The sequence below is a fragment of the Paraburkholderia madseniana genome, from assembly GCF_009690905.1.
Lineage (GTDB): Bacteria > Pseudomonadota > Gammaproteobacteria > Burkholderiales > Burkholderiaceae > Paraburkholderia > Paraburkholderia madseniana.
In genome coordinates this window covers 20,000-39,681 of record NZ_VOSW01000015.1, presented here as the reverse complement: position 1 = coordinate 39,681, position 19,682 = coordinate 20,000, and the positions used below count along the sequence as shown (strand labels likewise).

Genomic DNA, 19,682 nt, shown 5'->3' with positions numbered 1-19,682 from the left:
ATGGCCGCACTGTCCGCCGGGTTCGTTTGACGCGCCGTCAAACTGGGCGCGATACGGGTTCATCGCTATAGGCGCGGCCGTCCGAACATCTTATATAGACATATTTCTACTAAATGTTCATATATAGGCTGCGATGTCGTACGCTCAAACTGCGGACCCGAACGTCTCAGATCTCTACACCGTAGCTAGCGGCGGCAAGCTGGTGCGTCGCGAGCGCATGGCGCCAGCCCATTTGTCGGTAGACGCGCATCTGACCACGCCATCGCTCGAGGTCAATGTCCGCACATTTACGCTCGACGGCCCGCTCGACGCCATATTCCGCCCATCGATGGGCTATCTGGACCTGTTACTCGATTCGCGCGAACGCGGCGCATGCGGCGCATTTCGCGGCACGCCTGGGGGCATCTTCGGTGGCGGTGCCGACGGAACGGCATTTGGCCGGCTGGGCGAGAGTGTGCTGGTGCCGCCCGGTCAGACCTTCCATGTGCGTTGTGATTCGATGCAACGGCGCGTGGTCTGCTGCATGTTCGAGCCAGCGCGTTTCGATCAACTGCGCGACTGGCAATGGGACGCAGCCCGGCTCGAACTGTGCCGCGATTTGCGGGTGATCCAGGTACGCGACGCGATGCTGCAACTGGCCAGTGAAGCGCTTAGTCCTGGCTTTGCCAGCGCGGCGCTCGCCGAAAATCTGTTGATGTCGATGCTCGTGCATATCGCGCGGCATGTTCGCCGCGTCGATCCGCGTGCGAACCTGGGCGAGGGCAGCAAGCTTGCGCCGTGGCAGTTGCGCCTGATCCGCGAGCGCGTCGAGGGCGCGTACGGACCGTCGCCCGGTGTGATCGAACTGGCGCAGGCATGCCGTATCAGTGCCCGGCACCTGTCGCGCACTTTCAGGAACAGCACCGGCGTGACGTTGAGCGCGTTTATCGCCGACGCGCGCATCCGCCAGGCCAAGGGACGGCTGGCCGATGCCGACGTGCTGATCAAAACGGTTGCATACGAATGCGGTTTCACCAGCGCCGCGGCATTCGGCGCGGCGTTTCGCAAGGTCACCGGCCGTACGCCGCGCGCCTATCGACTCGATCTGCTGGGCTTGCGAACGGCTCCTGAGCACGACATGTCCGTTCGGCGATAGTTTGACCGCGCAGCGCGGCAACTAGCGATTCTGCTCGGCGGCTCGTTTTCATAGCATTCAGATACGCACCGCGAATCATTCCGCGCGCGGTCCGAATAGTTCAGACAGCCCGAACGGAGACACCATGTCCACGCTGTATACGCAGCTCCTTGCCGACCCCGCCGCACTCGTTACCGCGTGCTATGACGACGCCTTCCGTCTCACCCAGCAGCAGATCCACGACATACAACTGAGCGGCGCACGCCGGCGGTTCGGTGAAATGCGCGCGAAGATTCCGGTGCTGGAGCGTCTCGCTGCAGAACAGGGCATCGACACGATCAATAGCATCGACGACGTCGCCCCTTTGCTGTTCGCGCACACGGTGTACAAGTCGTACCCGCTGTCGTATCTCGAACGCGGCCAGTTCGACAAGCTCACGCGCTGGCTCAACGGTTTGACCACGGAAGACCTGAGCCACGTCGACGCATCCGGCATCAAGCTGATCGACGACTGGATCGATCTGCTCGACGCACAAACGAATCTGCGCGTGTTCCATACGTCGGGCACCACAGGCAAGCTGTCTTTTCTGCCGCGCACCGATCGCGAGTGGCGCCAGAACATCACGCTATCGGCGAGCCGCATTCGTGACTGGCGCGGTCCGGGCAGTGGCCCGGATCTGATTACCAACCCGCGCCCCTTGATTGCGCCGACCTATCGCAAGGGCGCGAGCGCCGCCGCGCGCGGCAGCGGTTATCAGGTCGAGATGTACGCGGGCGGGGAGCACAACGCGTTGTTCATGTACCCCGACGCGCGTTTTTCCGCGGATGTTGCCTCGCTATCGGGCCGTCTCGCTGCAGCCGAAGCGCAGGGTGAACTCGGTTCCTTGCATATCTCTGAAGCCTTGCTGGCCAAACGCGAGGAACTCGTGCGAGTGGAGCGCGAACGTCCAGAGCAATTGCGTAAGTTCTTTGCCGAAGCGATCACCCGTTTCGCCGGCCGTGACGTCTACATGGGCGCGGTCTGGACGATCCTGTACGAGACTGCCGCCGAAGGTCTTGCGCGAGGCGCCCGCCAGGTATTTGGCAACGGCAGCGTATTGCATACAGGCGGCGGTAAGAAAGGCAAGAACATGCCGGACAACTGGCGCGAGCAACTGGTTGAGTTCCTCGGCTTCGACAACTTCTACGAGTTTTACGGCTGCAGTGAACAGATGGGTTTCTGCATGCGCTGCGAGGAAGGCCACTACCACGTACCGCCTACCACCATCGCATTCCTGCTCGATCCGGCGACCGGCAAGCCGCTGCCACGCAAAGACGGTTTGACAGGCCGCTTTGCTTCGCTCGATCTGTTACCGGGCACCTACTGGGCGGGCCTCGTGACCGGCGACGAAATCACGCTGCGCGGTTACGAGAAGCCCTGCCAGTGCGGCCGTAGCGGCCCCTATCTGCTGGCGGCGATCCGCCGCTACAGCGAGAAGGAAGGCGGCGACGACAAAGTGATTTGCGCCGGTGCCCCGGCCGCGCACGACGAAGCACTCAACTTCCTGACCGAACTTTCCGAGTAAGCCGATCATGACCATTTCCTACAATGTGCCGCTGATCATTCGCGGCAAGCTCATCGAAGGCGATGCGCTGACATTCGGCGGCCGTCGCGGGGGCGTTTCTTTTACAGCGCCGGACGTGAGCCGCTATGTCGACGAACTGACCCTGCGCGCGCCGTCGCAAATGGCCGACCTGTACACGCTGAGTCTCGAGCAGATCGTCGACTATCTGGTCGAACTCGGCCAGCACCTCAATTTTGCCGACAACCGTCATTTGCAGCAGGCCTTCGAATTGTCGTGCGCCACGTCCGGTTTGTCGGAAAGCATTCTGCGCTTTCACTACACACGCACGCCGCGTCTCTTTCAACGCGACGAGTTGTACAACATCGTCGCGCGTTCGGTTGGCGCCGAGTATCTGGAGGGCTGGGTGGAGCAACCGGGCAGTCTGCCGGGCGTCACTGCGCGCACCCGTGCATTCGGCGCGCGCTGCGTGCACGTGATTGCGGGCAATGCGCCGGTGGTTGCGGTGTTGACGCTGATTCGCAACGCACTCACACGTTCCGACGCGATCATCAAGGCGCCGTCGAACGATCCGCTGACGTCCATGGCGCTGGCGCGCACGATGATCGACATGGCGCCGGATCATCCGTTGACGAAACATTTGAGCGTCGCTTACTGGAAAGGCGGCGACGAAGCGGTGGAGCGGCATATCTACGATCCCCGCAAGGTCGAGAAGCTGATTGCATGGGGCGGCTTCGATTCGGTCAAGCACATCACGCGCTATCTGCAACCTGGTCTCGATCTGATCACGCTCGATCCGAAACTGAGCGGCACGATCATCGGCCGCGAAGCCTTCGCCGATGAGACGACGCTGACCAGCGTGGCGAGGCGCCTCGCGCTCGACGTCGGTGCGCAGAACCAGGAGGCCTGTGTAAGCGCGCGCGTGATCTACGTGCAGTCGGGCACCGATGAAGCCGGCCTTACGCGGTGCGCAAAGCTTGCCGAACTCACGTTTGCGGCACTGCAGAGCTTGCCCGAGAGCCTGTCCACACCCCACAAGGCTTTCGATCCGCAGCTGAAAGAAGAACTCGACGGCATCCGCATGATCGAGGAGGACTACACGGTCTTCGGCGGCAGAAGCAATGAAGGCGCGTTGATCGTCTCGCGCGACGGCGCGCCGGTCAGCTTTTCGCGCATTCTCGGTTGCCGCGTGGGCAATCTGGTACCGATCGACGAGATCGACACAGCCGTGCGCTCGGTCAACGCGTATACGCAGACCATCGGCATTTTTCCAGAAGCACTCAAACACACGTTGCGCGACCGGCTCGCGTATCAGGGCGCGCAACGGCTGGTGTCGCTCGGCGCGGCCGCCACGTTGCAGCACAACCTCGATCGTCAGGATGCGATCGAACCGATCCGCCGCACCGTGAAATGGGTCACTGAAGAGACGGCCGATCCTGGACTGGTGGAATCGCTGGCGGGCTAGGCGCGGTCGCGCCGCGATTGCGCAATCAACTTTACACGAAGGAATGAAACCGATGAATTCGATAGACGGCAAAGTCATCATGATTACCGGTGCAAGCAGCGGCATCGGCGAAGCGACTGCCAGACGGCTGGCGCAGCAGGGCGCCAAACTCGTGCTGGCCGCACGGCGCGCGGATCGTCTGAAGCATCTGGCGGAGCAACTCGGCGGCGACGCCAACGTGCTGTGGGCCGCGACCGACGTCACCCAATCAGCCGATCTGCAACAACTCGCGCAGAAGGCGCGCGAGCGCTTCGGCCGCGTCGACGTGCTCGTCAACAATGCCGGCATCATGCCTGTATCGATGATCGCGCAAGGCTGCGTGGACGACTGGAACCGCATGATCGACGTGAATATCAAGGGCGTGCTGTATGGCATTCACGCGGTGCTTGGCGGCATGCTGGAGCAGGGCTCGGGGCATGTGATCAATATTTCGTCGGTGGCGGGATTGACGGTGGGGCCGGGCGGCTCTGTCTATTCGGCGACCAAATTCGCGGTGCGTGCGATCAGCGAGGGTTTGCGTCAGGAATGCGCGGGCAAGGTGCGCGTGACCTCGATCTGCCCAGGTCTCGTCGCGAGCGAACTCACCGACAGCATCACAGTGCCGGCTTTCCGCGAGCGCGCGCAAAAACTGTTCGAGGGCGCCATGTCGCCGGCCGTGATCGCCGACGCTATCGTCTATGCGATTGCGCAACCGGAACATGTTGCAGTCAACGAGATCGTCGTGCGGCCGCTCTCGCAAAGTTTCTGAAGCAGAGAATGATCGGCGGTGTCAGAACGAGGCGCCTTTTGCTGGCGATCAGCACTACAATGCATTAGCCGAACACCGCTGCGGACTGCGCCGAGAAGGGCGCATTCAATTGCACCAGCGGTGCTTCGTTTTCCCCTGCATCGTGTGCCACCTATCCATGCCCTTGACGCTTACCGATACCGCCGCGCCTTCCACGTCCGCGGCACTCGCGTCGCCCTCGCGAAAGCGAGCCACGCTCAGCCGTCTGCTGAAAGAGGCACGCCTGGCGTTTTCGGAGAAGGGCCTCGCGGGCGCACGGGTGGACGATATCGCGCGGGCAGCCGGCGTGACCAAGCAGCTCGTCTATCACTATTTCAGCAGCAAGGAACAGTTGTTCGCCAGCGTGCTCGACGAGTCCGCGCAAGACGTGCTCGCCGATCTGCTGGCGCTCGAACTCGATCACCTGCCGCCGGTGGAGGCATTGCGGGTTTTTCTGCAACACGCAATCGATCAATACCGGCTCGACCCGACGCTTGGCTCCCTGGCGCAAGAGAGCCTGCGGTTTCACGAGCACCACACGCATCCTGTCGAACGCAACCGGTTCGTCGATCTGGCGCCCGCGCTGGTCGCGCAGATGGAGCGTATCCTGCAGCGCGGGGCCGCGAGCGGCGAATTCCGTGACGGTGTGGATGCGCGTATGTTCTACGCCGCGTGCGCGCTGCTGACTACCGGCGGTTTCACCAATCACTACACCGTGTCCGCGGTCGCGGGTTTCGATACGACGTCCGCTGCGGGCGCGGCAGCATGGCGTGAATTCTCGGTGGACTTCGTGCTTTCCACGTTACTTGCCGGCGACCGGCCATCGCTGAAGCGGCCGGTTTTGACGGCTTTAGCAGACGCCCCACGCGGCAAGAATCGCCATCACGAAGCTTGATTGGGTTGTGCCGCGCCGCTCGGCTTTGCCGAGGTAGCGTTGGACGCGTTGCGCGGCGATGCGGCCCGGCATGCCGTTCACGCCGCCGCCCGGATGAATGCCGGCGCCCCCGAAGTACAAACCGCGTACCGGCAACGTCGCGCCACCCAGCCCGTACGCAGGCCGAAATTTGTTCGAGCGCATCGTGCTGGTGTCAATATGCACCACGCAACCGTTGACGGTGTTCAGCCGCTGCGTGAAGTCGGGGGCCGCCTCCATGCGGCGCGCAATCTCGAACTCTTTCAGACCGTCCACATACTCGCTCGCCTGGTCGACCACCTGCTGCGTCACGCGTTCGCGAATCGCATCCCAGCCTTCGCGTGGCTGGGTCGGCATGGCAGGCGGGTAAAGATACACCGTGTCCTGTCCAGCAGGCGCCTGTGACGGGTCGACCGCGCTCGGCGCGGTGATCGTCAGATAGGGCAAGGTGGGAACTTCTCCACGCGCCGAAGCACGGAAGTTTTCCAGCACGGCCTCGGTGGTGCCGATCAGCAAGCAGGTCTTGCGCAGATCGAGACCGTCGCCGCGTTTCGCCTCGAAGCGCTTGAGCGATATCTGGCCGCGCAGGGCCATGTCGATCTTCAGCGGCGACGCGCCGTGCGCGTTGGCCGGCGCATGCGCCATGCGCGTCAACAGGCGCTTTTCGACCCGGCCGGGCGTAACCAGATCGAGCGCGACCTTCGGATGACAGCTCGCGATGACGGCATGCGCGTAGAACGTGCGGCCGTCGGCGAGACGTACGCCACGCGCCGCGTGGTCGTCCGTGATGATCTCCGCGACGCTTGCCGAGGTCATCACTTCACCGCCCAGTTCCCGCAGCCGTGCGGCCATCGCGTTGGACAGCGTCTGCATGCCGCCGATCACACGGCCCACGCCGAAGCGATGCAAAAAGCCGAGCAGCGCGTAATAGATGCCGCTGCCGTCAGCGGTGATGGGACCGGCGAGGCCGGTCAGGCAACACATCGCGGAGATCGTCACCGGGTGTTCGAAATGCTCCTGTGCGGCCTGATAAGCCGAGCCGGTGAGCAGTGCCATCAGTTCGGGTTTCAGCTTGCGATTGCGCAGCGCCGCCTTGAAAGCCTCGAATTTCGCGCCGAGGTTTTTATCTGCCGGGTCGACGCGCATCATCGGAACGGCCATGTCGATGAAGGCGAAGACGACCTTGATGAAGACGAGAAATGCGTCGGCGTCTTTCGGGCTATAGCGGCGAATCTCGGCTGCGGTCTTCTCCGGATCGCGCCAGAACACCAGCGAGCTGCCATCCGGATGCAAATAGACGTAACCCGGCGTCAGTTCGATCTGGCGAAAGCCGTGCCGTTCGAGCTGCAATTCGGCGGGCACGCGCGGATGCACGCGCATCGACATCATGTCGAGCGCACACGGATGAACCATGTGCTGTGGCGCGCCTTCCAGCAGATAGCCCGACGAAGCCATGCCGCCCACCTTGTCGAGCGCTTCGAGCACCAGCACCTTCTTGCCGGCCTCGGCGAGATAGCAGCCCGCGGATAGCCCGTTATGGCCGCCACCGACGATCAACGCGTCATAAGTCTGTTCTGTTGCCATGTGTCTCCGTCCTTTTTGTTGTCAGGGTGCATGGGCGTTTGCGTCGATCGCAGTGCGCGCCTTTTGTCTTGCCTCCATTCCTTAAGTGGATCACAATCTACAAATCTGTTCAACATAATGCGCTGACCATGGGTCAAACGGTTATCAGGCTGATCCCTAAGTCCGCGTGCCGAATATCAACGATGGAGACAGGCATGAGCACACCCGCCGCAGCAACTTCGCTCGAGAGCGCCTTCGCCGGCGTCGCGGACAACTACAAAGGTAGCGACGTCGATCTGCACGCGATTTACCGTGACATGCGCCGCAATTCGCCGGTGATTGCGGAAGACTTCATGGCGCGCCTGGGCGTGCCGAACATCGCCGGCCTCGATGCGAACCGGCCGACGTTTACGCTGTTCAAGTACAAGGACGTGATGTCGGTGTTGCGCGATGCCACCCACTTCACGAGCGGCTTTATCGCCGAAGGACTCGGTGCGTTCTTCGACGGCCTGATCCTGACCGGCATGGACGGCGAAGCGCATCGCCGCGCGCGTTCGCTGTTGCAGCCGGTCTTCATGCCGGATGTGGTGAATCGCTGGCGCGAGACGAAGATGGCGCCGATCGTGCGCAGCGAATATATCGAGCCACTGGTGCCGAAGCGCCGCGCCGATCTGATGAACTTCGGCCTGCATTTCCCGATCCGTTTGATCTATTCTCTGATCGGTTTTCCCGACAACCGTCCCGAACAGATCGAGCAATACGCTGCGTGGGCGCTGGCGATTCTGGCGGGCCCGCAGGTCGATGCCCAGAAAGCCGCCCAGGCGCGCAAAGCGGCGATGGAAGCCGCCCAGGCGCTCTACGACGCGGTCAAGCTCGAAGTGACCGAAGTGCGCAAGAACGGCGCGCAAGGCGACGACCTGATTTGCCGGCTGATCCGCGCGGAGTACGAAGGGCGTTCTCTGGATGATCACGAGGTGGCGACTTTTGTGCGCTCATTGCTGCCTGCGGCGGGTGAGACCACCACGCGCACATTCGGCTCGCTGATGGTGGCGTTGCTGGAGCGGCCCGAACTGCTGGAGCGGGTGCGTGCGGATCGCAGCCTTGTGCCGAAAGCGATCGACGAAGCCGTGCGCTTCGAACCGGTTGCGACGTTCAAGGTGCGCCAGGCGGCGCAGGACACGGAGATCGGCGGCTTCAGCATTCCGAAGGGCGCGATGGTGCAATGTATCGTCTCGTCGGCGAATCGCGATGAGGAGGTGTTCGAGAACAGCGAGAGCTTCGATATCGATCGCAAGCTCAAGCCGTCGTTTGGCTTCGGCTTTGGTCCGCATATGTGCATCGGGCAGTTCATCGCCAAGGTCGAACTCGCGGTGGCGGTGAATACCATCCTCGACCTGCTGCCGAACCTGCGGCTCGATCCAGATATGCCGAAGCCGCAGATCGTCGGCGCCCAATTGCGCGGGCCGCACGCGTTGCATGTGATCTGGGATTGAGGAACGAACCTGGCGACGGATTGAAAAAGGCGACCCGTAGGTCGCCTTTTTACTGCGACAACGATCTTCGCTCAGATCTGCGAGGCGGGAAGATGGACGACGAGACCGTCGAGTTCCTGAGTCATGGTCAGCATGCATGACAACCGGCTATTGACACGGCGCGGCTCGGCCGTGCTGTCGAGCATCGCGTCTTCCATATCGTCGATAGGCGGCAATCTGTCTTGCCACGCTTCTTCGACAAACACGTGGCAGGTGCAGCATTGGCACGCGCCGCCACAGTCGCCGCTGATCCCGGCGATGTTGCGTTCGAGCGCGCTTTGCATCACCGTCGCGCCAACGGCCGTGTCGACGTCGGTGCGCGAGCCGTCGTGCGTGATGTATGAGAGTTTGGGCATGGTCGTCTCCTGTATAGCGTGGTTGAAGCGCCGGTCTTCGATTCGCGCGGGTCTGTGTGCAACGTGAATGGCAGTCCTATAGCGACCGGCTGATGATTTCCTTCATGATTTCCGAAGTGCCACCGTAAATTCGCGCCACCCGCGCATCCACCCATGCCTTGCCGATCCGGTACTCGCTCATATAGCCGTATCCGCCGTGCAATTGCAGCATTTCGTCGAGCAGCTTGCCTTGCAATTCGGACCCGACCAGTTTGCACATCGCGCCGACTTCGGCGGTCAGTTCGCCGCGCATCGCGCGGCCGAGGCAATCGTCGACGAAGGCGCGCAGCATGGTGGCTTGCGCCTTGACTTCAGCCAGCTTGAAGCGTGTGTTCTGAAAGTCGAACACGGGTTTGCCGAATACGCGCCGGTCGCGGGTGTACTGGATGGTTTCCTCGAGCAAGGCCTCGATCGAGGTCGCCGCGCGAATCCCGATGATGGTGCGTTCCCATGCGAGCTGATGGGTCAGGTAGCCGAAGCCCTTGTTTTCCTCACCGAGCCGGTTGCCGGCCGGCACGCGCACGTTATCGAAAAAGAGTTCCGACGTGTCCTGTCCTTTCAGTCCGATCTTCTCCAGCAGCTTGCCTTTGGAAAAACCTTCGGTGTCTTCTTCGACGCAGATCAGTGTGAGATCGCGCGATTGCGGATCGAGCTTGGTGGCCGTGACGATCAGGCCGGCGTTGCCGCCGTTGGTGATGAACGTCTTCTGTCCGTTGATCACGTAGTGGTCGCCTTCCCGGCGTGCGCCGGTGCGCATCGACCGCAGATCGCTGCCGATGCCCGGCTCGCTCATGGCAATCACACCGATCAGTTCGCCGCTCGCCATGCGCGGCAGCCAGCGTTGTTTCTGTTCTTCACTGCCATATGCGACGAGGTAGGGCGCGACGATTTCCGAGTGTGTCGTAAAACCGATGGCCGTGGCGTTGACGCGCGCCAGTTCCTCGATCATCACCGCGGAATGACCGAAGTCGCCGCCGCTGCCGCCATACTCCTCGGGCACGGTCGAGCACAGCAGACCGATTTCGCCGGCTTTGCGCCAGAGCGATTTCGGCACGATGCCGGCCTGTTCCCACGCGTGCAGATTCGGCACGATCTCGGTTTCGATAAAGCGCCGGGCCTGCTCGCGAAATAATTCGTGGTCTTCCCTGAAAACGGTCCGCATGGTCATGTCCTGCGATTGTCGCTCTGCGTTTGGGTGGAGTGGGCTGGGTCTACTACACGTGACTTATCCACGTGTTCATTTGTCCATGTAGCGCGGTGGCCGTTTGTCGAGAAACGCGTTGACCGCTTCCTGATGATCTTCGGTGTGGTGCGCGAGCGCCTGATAGGCGGCGGACAACTCCAGCAAGGAGTCGAGCCGCATATGCTGGCCCTCGCGTAAGAGCCGTTTGGTCAAGCGCAGGGCATGCGACGGGTTGGCCGCGATGCGTTGTGCCATCGTTTGGGAATGCGCGAGCAGGTCGTCAGCGGCGACGACCTCAGCTACGAGTCCCCATTCGAGCGCTTTGACCGCATCGATCGTGTCGCCGGTGAACGACATCACGCTTGCGCGCTGCATGCCGATCACGCGCGGCAGCAGCCATGCACCGCCGTCGCCCGGCACGATGCCGACTTTCACGAAGCTCTCGGCGAACAGCGCCTTGTCCGACGCGATGCGAATGTCGCACATGCAGGCAAGATCGAGCCCCGCGCCGATCGCCGGACCGTTGATGGCAGCGATCACCGGCACGTCGAGCTCGTACAGTGCGAGCGGGATGCGCTGGATCGTATTGCGGTAGCTGTCGCGCACTTCGTGCGGTGAACCGGCGAAGATACCGCCGCGCTCGCGCATGTCTTTCACGTTGCCGCCGGCGCAAAACGCGCTGCCGGTGCCGGTCAATACGAGTGCTTTGATCGTGCGATTGCAGCGCACCTGCTGGCACAGATCGACCAGCTCATCCATTTGCGCGGGTTCGGACAGTGCGTTGCGCGTCTCAGGACGGTTCAGCCACGCGGTCAGGACGGCGCCGTCGCGTTCGAGGTTGAGAAAGGTTTCGCTCATGCCGCGACTCCCTGCCATTGCACCGCCGCGGCGGGCCGCTCGAGCGGCGCGAGGCGCCCCGCGGTCAGCGCCGGCCACAATCCGGGCGAGCCGGCCGTACACACGGCGGCGCCCAGCCGTTGCGCCCACACGGTTGCGTTGCCGAATTCGCTGCGCCATGACCACAGCCGCCGCGTCGAGTGATGCAGCGCATGTTCATGGGTGAAGCCGATCGCGCCATGCACCGTATGTGCCGCTGCCGCCGCGAAGCTCGCCGCCTCGGCGCTGCACACTTTCGCTGCGGCGATCGGCAGCGCGGCGAAGCCACCGGCACCGTCGAGCGATGCGCTGAGCGCGCACTCGGCGGCTACTGCTGCTGCCGCGGCATGCTCGGAAAGCACCGCGATTTGCTGCTGCAGCGCCTGGAATGCGCCGATTGGCTTGCCGAACTGCACGCGTTCGGTGGCATAGAGAATCGTCAGGTCGAGCACCGCCTGCAAGGCGCCCGCGATCTGCGCGCTGCGCAGCATCGCCGCGCCCAGCTGCAGCGCGTCGGCTTGCAGATCGGCGGCCAAGGGCACGCAGCTCACGCAGGCGGCGCGTTCGAAATGCAGATCGTCGCGCGGTTCGCCCGCCGTGTTCAGGCGCAATGTCGCCTGTGCATCGGCCGCGTCGAGCAGCACCAGGGTCGGCTCCTTGCCCGCGGTGATCGCAACCACGTGGCCAACGTGACGGCCCCAGGGCACGTCCAGCAGCGTGCCGCTCACGCGTCCCTGTTGTAGCGTCACTGAGCCGCCACCCGCGATGCCGAGCGGTGCGTTGATTGCTTCAAGCCCGCATTCGCCAAGCAGCGCATTGGCCAACAGCGTTTCGGCGAGCGGTAAGGGCAGGTTGTGGCGGCCTGCCGCGCGCACTACGACGAACAGGTCGGCCCAGCTCGCGCCAGCGCCACCTTGTGCTTCGGAAGCAGCCGCTACGGCAAAACCGGATTCTTCGATGGCACTCCACAAAGACGCCGGCCACGCGCCGGCTTCACTGTCGCGTAGTACCTCGGGAGTGACGATGTCGCCGAGCAGGCGCTCGATGGTGGATTCGAAAATTTCTCTCATGCCGATTACCGCAGTCCAAGTCCACGGGCGATGATGCCGCGCAGGATTTCGCGCGTGCCGCCGCGCAGGGAAAAGGAAGGCGCCATCTGCATCAGATAGGCGAGGACTTGTGCATGGTCGCTGCCGCCGGCGGTGCTGGGCAGCGTGTCGAGCAGCAGTTGCGCGACGTCGGGAATCTCCTGTTCGAAGCTCGTGCCGAGATCCTTGACGCACGACGCGGCCCACGCGGGGTTCTGTCCGGCCGCAAGTTCCGCCGTGACCGAGAGCGACATCTGCCGCAGCGTGAAGAGCCGCGCTGTCAGCCGGCCGATCTCGCGTGCCTGCAAGGCATCCGGACGGCGGCCAATCGCATCGATCAACGTATGCAGCAACGCGATGCTGCTTAGAAAGCGCTCGGGTCCGCTGCGCTCAAACGCGAGTTCAGCGGTGACCTGGTTCCAACCCTGACCCTCGGTGCCAACCAGCGCGTCGGCGCCGAGTTGTACGTCGTCGAAGAACACTTCGTTGAAATGCTCGCCGCCGGCCAGGTCGCGGATCGGGCGGATCGTGACACCTGGCGCTTTCAGATCGATGATGAATTGCGACATGCCTTCGTGCCGCGCGCCGGATTTTTCACCCGTGCGTACGAGCGCGATCATGTAGTGCGAGTAGTGCGCGTTGGTGGTCCACAATTTGTGGCCATTGAGCACCCAGCCGTCGCCTTTGCGTTCGGCGCGAGTACGGATCGACGCGAGGTCCGAACCTGAATTCGGCTCGCTCATGCCGATGCAGAAGTAGCTTTCGCCACGGCAGATCGCCGGCAGATAGCGTTCGCGCTGCGCCTCGGTGCCGTAGCGTAGAAGCAGCGGACCGCTCTGGCGATCGGCGATCCAGTGTGCGGACACGGGCGCGCCCGCCGCGAGCAGTTCTTCGATCACGACATAGCGCGCAAACGGGCCGGCCTCGCTGCCGCCATAGCGTTTGGGCAACGCCATACCGAGCCAGCCGCGCCGGCCGAGCTCGCGGCTGAACGCGGGATCGGCGCCCATCCACGATTCGGCGCGTTTAAGCGGCGGGCGCGTTTTCAAAGTCTCGGCCAGGAACGCGCGTACCTGCTCGCGCAGCGGCTCGGCGTCGGTGGGAATGCGGTGATAGCGAAAGGCGGTAGCGGACATAGTTCGGATGGGACGCAGGGAGCGGGCACCGGGTCGCGCCGATCGTGGCCTCGAATGTCGATCACATTCGCCAGGCTACACCGGCCGCGTAGGTCGCTTGAACCACGAAGCTGATGCACGGCGCGCGGCCCGGTCTGTGTTGCTCAGGCCGCGGCGCTCTGCTGCCGCGGCGTGGGTGGATCGCTTTACAGCGCGGCCTGTGCGTCGGCGGCGGCGAACATCCGATTGATGTCGCCGGAGGTCACCGGCTTGTTCGGATCGCGCACCGGCGCGGCGCCGCCCATGCCAAGCGCGGGCTCGATGCTCACATGCTTCGCTTTGGCGCGCAGCGCACCGACCGTGCAGTTCTCGCGGCCGAGGATCGGGAACGGATCATAAGAGAACTCGCGCATCGCATTCAGGTGAGTGATCTTGTTGATCACTTCATCGGATACGTTTTGTGCTTGTGCCTGTTCCCAGAACACGTCGGCGGAATTCGGCCACGTGCAGTCGGAGTGCGGGTAGTCGCATTCCCACGTGACCTTGTCGAGGTTGATCGAATCGAGGTTTTTCAGGCCGAACTGATCTTCGATGAAGCAGGTGATGATGTGCTCGTTGAAGATATCGCTTGGCATCTTGCCGCCGAAGTTCGACATGGTCCACGCGTGATGGTGACGGTGCGTGAAATCAGCGCGCTCCAGCAGATACGGAATCCAGCCGATGCCGCCTTCCGAGAGCGCCATGCGCAGCGTCGGGTATTTCTTCCACATCGGCCCCCAGATCCAGTCCGCGGCCGAATTCGCGATCGAGATCGGCATGGAGGTGATCCACGCATCGATCGGTGATTCGTCGGAAGCGTGGTCGGCCTTCGCACCGGTGCCGATATGGCAGCAGATCACCACGTTGTTGTCGGCACACGCCTTGTAGACCGGATCCCAGTGATCGTTGTGGATCGACGGGTAGCCGTGCAGCGAAGGGTTGTCCGAGAGCGACAGGGCGTGCACGCCCTGTTTGGCCATCCGTTCGACTTCGGCAGCGGCCGCTTGCGGGTCCCACCACGGCGCGATCATCAACGGCATGAAGCGTCCCGGCGCGGCATTGCACCAATCGTGCAGATGCCAGTCGTTGTACGCCTGGATGGCCGCGAGCGACACGCCGCGATCCGCATAGGCCTGAAAGCGCTGACCGGCGAAGCCGGGGAAAGTCGGGAAGCACAGCGAGCCGAGGACGCCGTTGGCGTTCATGTCGTCGACGCGGGCTTTGATGTCCCAGGTGCCGCGGCGCATATGCTCGTAGCCGAGCGGCTCCATGCCGTACTCTTCCTTCGGCCGGCCCACGACGGAATTGAGGCCCATATAGCCGGTGGCTTTTTCTTCGAATTCCCAAACATCGCGGCCGCTGCGTTGCACGACTTTCGGTTCGCGGCCCTTGTATTTGGCGGGCATGTGGCGTGTGAAAGCGTTGGGCGGCTCGATCGCGTGATCGTCTACGCTGACGAGAATGAGGTCTTCCAGTTTCATTGGGGGTCCCCGTGGTGAAGGGGCGCGCCTGCGAGTCGGCGCGCCGGGTTTGGAGTGAGTTGGTAGAGAGATAGTAGATAACAAGTTAAACACAATCAACGATAATGTTCATTTAAGTGCGTCTGATGCGGCGTTTTTAGGGTTTACAGGGAGAGGAAGAGGGGATTTTTGCGAGCGGCACGCGCTGTCCGCACGCTACGCGGCGTGGGGCTTCTTTAAATTTACGCGCTGTGGGCTGCCGTCAGAGGCGAAGGCGGTGCGAGGGAGGGGACTCGAACCCCTGCATTTCGTGCGAATGCGGATTGATACGTCGAATGAGATGCCGATGCGTCAAGCGAACGCCGGCGATGCAGAGGCGTGCCGTCGCGCCGAACGCAATGCAACGCGAAAACACCGATGCTTCGGGCGCACAGCCACTGCGCCCGAATGAGAAGAAAAAATCAGAACAGTACCGACTCCAGCCGGTGAGCCAGGTCGCGAACGGCCTCGCCAAGCGCCTCCACTTGCGCGTCCCCTCGATCACCCCGAATCATGACCGTAGAGACGGTAAAGGCGATGTTATCGCTCTTGTCGCAGACAGCAGCGGCAATCGCCATCACACCGGTAGCGAAGTACCCGTCGTCACTGGCCCAGCCGCGCCGCCGCGCGCGATTCACCTCGCGCACATAGGTCTCGAGCGAGATGGGCCGCGCCCAGCGCAACTGTTCAAACTCGTCACGCAACTGTTCATCGGTAAGCCCGAGGCGCGCCGCGAACAGGCGTCCACTGGCCCCCATCAGAATCGGCAGCCGCTGGCCGGCCGGCATATCGATGTGCAAATCCGTCGGACTCGATTCGGAACTCACCAGCACGATCCGGTCCGCGCCGAGCCGACGCCATAAGGTCACGGTGACGCCGAACTCCGCGGCAAGATCCTGCATCAGCGGCGTAGCCAGTTGCAGCCGCTGCCCCTGCGTGACCAACTGCTCCACCAGCCGTGCCAAGCCGAGGCCTGCCGAATACGTCTTCGACAATGCATTGAAATCAACCACGTCCTCAGCAACGAGTGTGCGCAGAATATTGAAGCAAGTACTCGGATTGATCGACAGATGCCGCGCGATGTCAGCGGCTCGCTCCGGCGCACCTGTCTGGGTGAGGTAACGCAAAATACGGATTGCATTCGCAACGGGCTTCACCGTTACCGCGCTCGTTGCGGCACGGCTTTTCGGCGTTTGATCAGCAGAGCGGCGCGTCACGCTCGCACGGGTTCCTACGGACTCACTTGCAGCAGTGTTCTTCTTTGTCGTCATGGGTGGCGGTCTCTTGGTTGCCGTCCGGGCACTGGCACGTGCCGTTCATTTTCTATCCTCGCCCGTAAGAAACGCGGCGCCAAAGGGTGTTCACGGTGTTCCGGAGTTGCTCCGGAGTCGTTCTACAGGCAGTGATTATATTCTGTAGCCAGAATAGTCCCGGCGCAAAGCCTTTGTTCATAGTGGCTTACCCGATCAAACCGGCGCGACAGGCGATTCGTTCATCGACGGCCAAATACCTCCACAAGCACCTGCAGCCAGGGTCAACCCGGGCGATAAAATAAACACATTTGAATAATCTGTGCATATAATTTCCAGCAAATGGCCTTGCATGGCTACGCGTCCAAAGGAGGAGACATGAATTCGGAAATCAAAGCATCAGTGGTGTTGCGCGTGAGTGCCGATCGGAGCCGCTGCTGCGGTTATGGCCTGTGCGCGCAACTGTGTCCGCAGGTCTACAAGCTCGACGAGAACGGCCTCGTTTATCTCGAAGCTGAGACGATTCCCGCCGAACTCGAGGCTGACGCGCGCGAAGGCGCGGCCGCCTGTCCCGCTGAGGCGTTAAGCGTCGAAGCGATCGCCGGCTGAGCCAACGGGAGAATGCATCATATGGGACGGCTCGAAGGAAAGGTCGCGCTGATCAGCGGCACCGGCGGCGGCCAGGGCAGAGCAGCCGCGCTGCGCTTCGCACGCGAAGGCGCCAAGGTGTTCGGCTGTGATTTGAACGCGGCGGCGCAGCACGAAACGATCGCACTGCTGCGTGACGAAGGCCTCGACATGGCCGGCACGGGCAGCGTCGATCTGGGCGATCCGCAAGCCGCCCAGGCGTGGATCGAAGACGCGGTCGCCACCTATGGCCGCATCGACATTCTGTACAACAACGCGTCGGCGGCACGCTTCGCTCCGATCGGCGAGATGTCGGTGGACGACTGGCGTTACACGTTGCGCAATGAACTGGACATCGTGTTCTATCCCACGCGCTTTGCCTGGCGTCATCTGGCAGCGCAAGGCGGTGTGATCGTCAATATCTCGTCGGTGGCGGCGTGGGGGGCCTCGGCGGCCACCGGCATCGGCGCGCATTCGGCAGCCAAGGCCGGCGTGATCGCCCTGACACGGCAACTCGCGGTGGAAGGCGTCAAGCATCGGATTCGCGCAGTGAGCATCAGCCCGGGCGTGGTTGTCACACCCGGCACCAAACCTTTCCTCGCTAACCCGGCCACGCGTTCCATGCTGCTAGCCGGCATTCCGATGGAACGCGCGGGCGAAGCGGAAGAGATCGTCGCCACGGCTTTGTTCGTGGCATCGGACGAGGCCTCGTACATCACTGGCACCGACATCGTCGTGGACGGCGGCATGCTCGCGCTCTAACAGCGCCGTGCATGCCTGAGAGAACACATTATCAGGAGACGTCGTGGATATTATCGGCATCGGCTACCTCGGTTTCGAGACGGCCAACATGGATGAATGGCGCACCTATGGCCCTGAAGTGCTGGGCTTACAAATCGGTGCGTCGCCGGAAGCGGATCGCGATTCGCTGTACTTCCGGATGGACGACCGGCGCCACCGCTTTGCGTTTCATCCCGGCAAGGTCGACCGGCTCGCCTATATCGGCTGGGAAGCGCGCGGCAAGCTCGAATTTCAGGCGGCTGTCGCGCGGTTGCGTGAAGCGGGTGTCGACGTCACGCAAGGCGACGCGGAACTGCGTGGCGTACGCGATGTCGTGCGTTTTCGCGATCCGGTCGGCTATCAGCATGAACTGTTCTACTCGCAGAAATGGATGCCGCGCTCGTTCATCCCAGGCCGTCCGCACGGCGGCTTCAATGCCGGCGCGCGAGGTCTCGGTCATATCGTGGTGATCACGCCGGAGTTTCCGCCGGAACTCGAACACTTCCTGACTGTGGTGATGGGTTTTCACTACTACGGCGCGGGAGCAGGCAAGGGCAAGACTGCGTTCTATCGCTCGAAACTGAACACCAGCACGAGCCACGACATTGCTTACGGACTCGGGCCGAACAAGATGGGTATCCAGCACATCGGGCTCTTCGTGAACAATCTGCGCGACGTGGGCGAGACCTACGACATCGTCAGGCAGCGCAAGCTGCCGATGATGATGACGCTCGGCCAGCACACGCAAGACCCGCACGTGTCGTTCTATCACTTCTCGCCGGGCGGTTTCGCGTTCGAAATCATCACCGAGCTCGAGCCTTGGCACGGCGACGGCTTCGAGTTGAATCCGGAAAAGCTGAGTACGTGGGGCCACGAACTGGTCGGCCCGATCCTTGGTCCGAGCGTGCGCACGCCGGAAGAAGTGATGGATGCCGAGGGCCTCGCGATTCTCGCCGCCAGGCGGCGGCCGGCTCGGCCATGAAGCTTGCGAGGGTCCGCGACGCGGCGGGCGAGAGTTTCTGGGCCCAGGTCGACGAAAACGCACGCGAGGTGCAGCGCATTCGGTCGCCATTCGAAGTGTGGGCGCCGGTGGTCGCGGATCAGGGCGACGCGGCGCTCGAGCTCGATGCGCGCCGTTTGCCGCTCGCCGAATTGCAGTTGTGTCCGCCGGTGAATCCCGGGGCGCGCGTGTTCGGCGTCGGTCTGAACTATCTGTCGCACCTGGTGCGGCTCGGGCGCAAGCAGGCGCCGCCGCATACGCTTGCCTATATCAAGCCGGCATCGGCACTCGTGCCGCCGGGCGGAGAGATTCAGTATCCCGCCGTCACGAACCAGCTCGACTACGAAGTCGAGCTGGTGGCGGTCGTCGCGCGGGCGTTCGGCGACGAACCGCAAGCGAGCGCCTGTCTGCTCGGCTATACGGTGGGCAACGACATTAGCGCGCGCGATGCCGGCAAGCAGCTCGGTTCGCTCGATCTGTTCACGCAGAAGGCGCTCGACAGCACCGCGCCGATCGGTCCGTGGATCACCACACTCGATGAGTTCGGCGGGCCTGGCCAGCCGTGTGTGACGCTGAGCTTGCGTATCAACGGCGAGGAGCGCCAGCACGATACGACCGACCAGATGATTTTCCCGGTCGACGAATTGTTGAACTATGTCGATGCGCGCATCGCGCTACGGCCGGGCGATCTGGTCTTCACCGGGTCGACATGTGGGGTAGGGCTCGAAGACGGCCGCTTCCTGCAACCGGGCGATGTGATCGAAGCGCAGATCGAGCGCATCGGCGTGTTGCGTAACCGGATCGGAGCGAAGCGGGTACTCTCGCCGATGCGTGCTATTGGCCGGTTGGGGCGCGGTGGATAGACGAGTGCGATTGA

18 protein-coding genes are annotated in these 19,682 nt (G+C 62.7%); 10 read left to right on the top strand and 8 right to left on the bottom strand.

What is annotated here, in order from left to right; all coding sequences use genetic code 11:
- The first annotated feature begins 133 nt into the window (after positions 1–133).
- The 5 genes from FSO04_RS10095 (at position 134) to FSO04_RS10075 (ending at position 5,840) form a co-directional block, all read left to right on the top strand.
- The gene (locus FSO04_RS10095) at positions 134–1,135 is read left to right on the top strand and encodes a helix-turn-helix transcriptional regulator (protein ID WP_154559560.1); all 1,002 of its coding nucleotides are present in this window, start codon (positions 134–136) and stop codon (positions 1,133–1,135) included.
- 124 nt (positions 1,136–1,259) lie between these two features.
- On the top strand, positions 1,260–2,678 hold the full coding sequence (locus FSO04_RS10090) for a long-chain-fatty-acid--protein ligase (RefSeq protein WP_154559559.1): 1,419 nt from the start codon (positions 1,260–1,262) through the stop codon (positions 2,676–2,678).
- A gap of 7 nt (positions 2,679–2,685) precedes the next feature.
- A complete protein-coding gene (locus FSO04_RS10085) occupies positions 2,686–4,140 on the top strand; it encodes an acyl-CoA reductase (protein WP_154559558.1) in 1,455 nt (484 codons plus the stop codon).
- Between the two features lie 52 nt (positions 4,141–4,192).
- A complete protein-coding gene (locus FSO04_RS10080) occupies positions 4,193–4,927 on the top strand; it encodes an SDR family oxidoreductase (RefSeq protein WP_154559557.1) in 735 nt (244 codons plus the stop codon).
- Positions 4,928–5,084: 157 nt separating this feature from the next.
- Positions 5,085–5,840 carry a TetR/AcrR family transcriptional regulator gene (locus tag FSO04_RS10075; protein ID WP_154559556.1) on the top strand — a complete coding sequence of 252 codons (756 nt, stop codon included), beginning with the start codon at positions 5,085–5,087 and terminating at the stop codon, positions 5,838–5,840.
- Here FSO04_RS10075 and FSO04_RS10070 read toward each other — a convergent pair.
- Positions 5,796–7,442 carry a phytoene desaturase family protein gene (locus FSO04_RS10070; protein ID WP_154559555.1) on the bottom strand — a complete coding sequence of 549 codons (1,647 nt, stop codon included), beginning with the start codon at positions 7,440–7,442 and terminating at the stop codon, positions 5,796–5,798. The genes FSO04_RS10075 and FSO04_RS10070 overlap by 45 nt on opposite strands.
- Before the next feature lie 194 nt (positions 7,443–7,636).
- Here FSO04_RS10070 and FSO04_RS10065 point away from each other — a divergent pair, with 194 nt between their 5' ends.
- Complete coding sequence (locus FSO04_RS10065; protein WP_154559554.1) at positions 7,637–8,914, top strand: cytochrome P450; 1,278 nt, start codon at positions 7,637–7,639, stop codon at positions 8,912–8,914.
- 71 nt (positions 8,915–8,985) lie between these two features.
- On the opposite strand, the gene FSO04_RS10060 is transcribed toward FSO04_RS10065, so the two are convergent.
- From FSO04_RS10060 to FSO04_RS10030, 7 genes are all read right to left on the bottom strand, one after another.
- Positions 8,986–9,309 carry a 2Fe-2S iron-sulfur cluster-binding protein gene (locus tag FSO04_RS10060; RefSeq protein ID WP_093635194.1) on the bottom strand — a complete coding sequence of 108 codons (324 nt, stop codon included), beginning with the start codon at positions 9,307–9,309 and terminating at the stop codon, positions 8,986–8,988.
- Positions 9,310–9,385: 76 nt separating this feature from the next.
- Positions 9,386–10,510: an acyl-CoA dehydrogenase family protein gene (locus FSO04_RS10055; protein ID WP_154559553.1), complete on the bottom strand. Its 1,125-nt coding sequence runs from the start codon at positions 10,508–10,510 to the stop codon at positions 9,386–9,388.
- A gap of 75 nt (positions 10,511–10,585) precedes the next feature.
- Positions 10,586–11,389, bottom strand: a complete 804-nt coding sequence (locus FSO04_RS10050; RefSeq protein ID WP_154559552.1) for a crotonase/enoyl-CoA hydratase family protein — start codon at positions 11,387–11,389, stop codon at positions 10,586–10,588.
- The gene (locus tag FSO04_RS10045) at positions 11,386–12,477 is read right to left on the bottom strand and encodes an acyl-CoA dehydrogenase family protein (RefSeq protein WP_154559551.1); all 1,092 of its coding nucleotides are present in this window, start codon (positions 12,475–12,477) and stop codon (positions 11,386–11,388) included. The genes FSO04_RS10050 and FSO04_RS10045 overlap by 4 nt, the downstream gene beginning before the upstream one ends.
- 5 nt (positions 12,478–12,482) lie before the next feature.
- Positions 12,483–13,631, bottom strand: coding sequence for an acyl-CoA dehydrogenase family protein (locus FSO04_RS10040; RefSeq protein ID WP_154559550.1), 1,149 nt, complete (start codon positions 13,629–13,631; stop codon positions 12,483–12,485).
- A gap of 185 nt (positions 13,632–13,816) precedes the next feature.
- Positions 13,817–15,130 (bottom strand): amidohydrolase family protein, encoded by a 1,314-nt coding sequence (locus FSO04_RS10035; protein WP_154559549.1) that lies wholly within the window; start codon positions 15,128–15,130, stop codon positions 13,817–13,819.
- A 440-nt stretch (positions 15,131–15,570) separates the two neighbouring features.
- Positions 15,571–16,305, bottom strand: coding sequence for an IclR family transcriptional regulator (locus FSO04_RS10030; protein WP_233464804.1), 735 nt, complete (start codon positions 16,303–16,305; stop codon positions 15,571–15,573).
- A gap of 471 nt (positions 16,306–16,776) precedes the next feature.
- Here FSO04_RS10030 and FSO04_RS10025 point away from each other — a divergent pair, with 471 nt between their 5' ends.
- From FSO04_RS10025 to FSO04_RS10010, 4 genes are read left to right on the top strand one after another with little or no spacing between them, the layout of a single operon-like run.
- Positions 16,777–17,007 (top strand): ferredoxin, encoded by a 231-nt coding sequence (locus tag FSO04_RS10025; RefSeq protein ID WP_097392617.1) that lies wholly within the window; start codon positions 16,777–16,779, stop codon positions 17,005–17,007.
- Positions 17,008–17,028: 21 nt separating this feature from the next.
- Entirely contained in the window at positions 17,029–17,787 is a 759-nt protein-coding gene (locus tag FSO04_RS10020) for an SDR family NAD(P)-dependent oxidoreductase (RefSeq protein ID WP_154559547.1), read from the top strand.
- A gap of 43 nt (positions 17,788–17,830) precedes the next feature.
- Positions 17,831–18,787 carry a VOC family protein gene (locus FSO04_RS10015; RefSeq protein ID WP_168435630.1) on the top strand — a complete coding sequence of 319 codons (957 nt, stop codon included), beginning with the start codon at positions 17,831–17,833 and terminating at the stop codon, positions 18,785–18,787.
- Complete coding sequence (locus FSO04_RS10010; protein ID WP_154559546.1) at positions 18,784–19,668, top strand: fumarylacetoacetate hydrolase family protein; 885 nt, start codon at positions 18,784–18,786, stop codon at positions 19,666–19,668. The genes FSO04_RS10015 and FSO04_RS10010 overlap by 4 nt, the downstream gene beginning before the upstream one ends.
- Positions 19,669–19,682 lie beyond the last annotated feature (14 nt).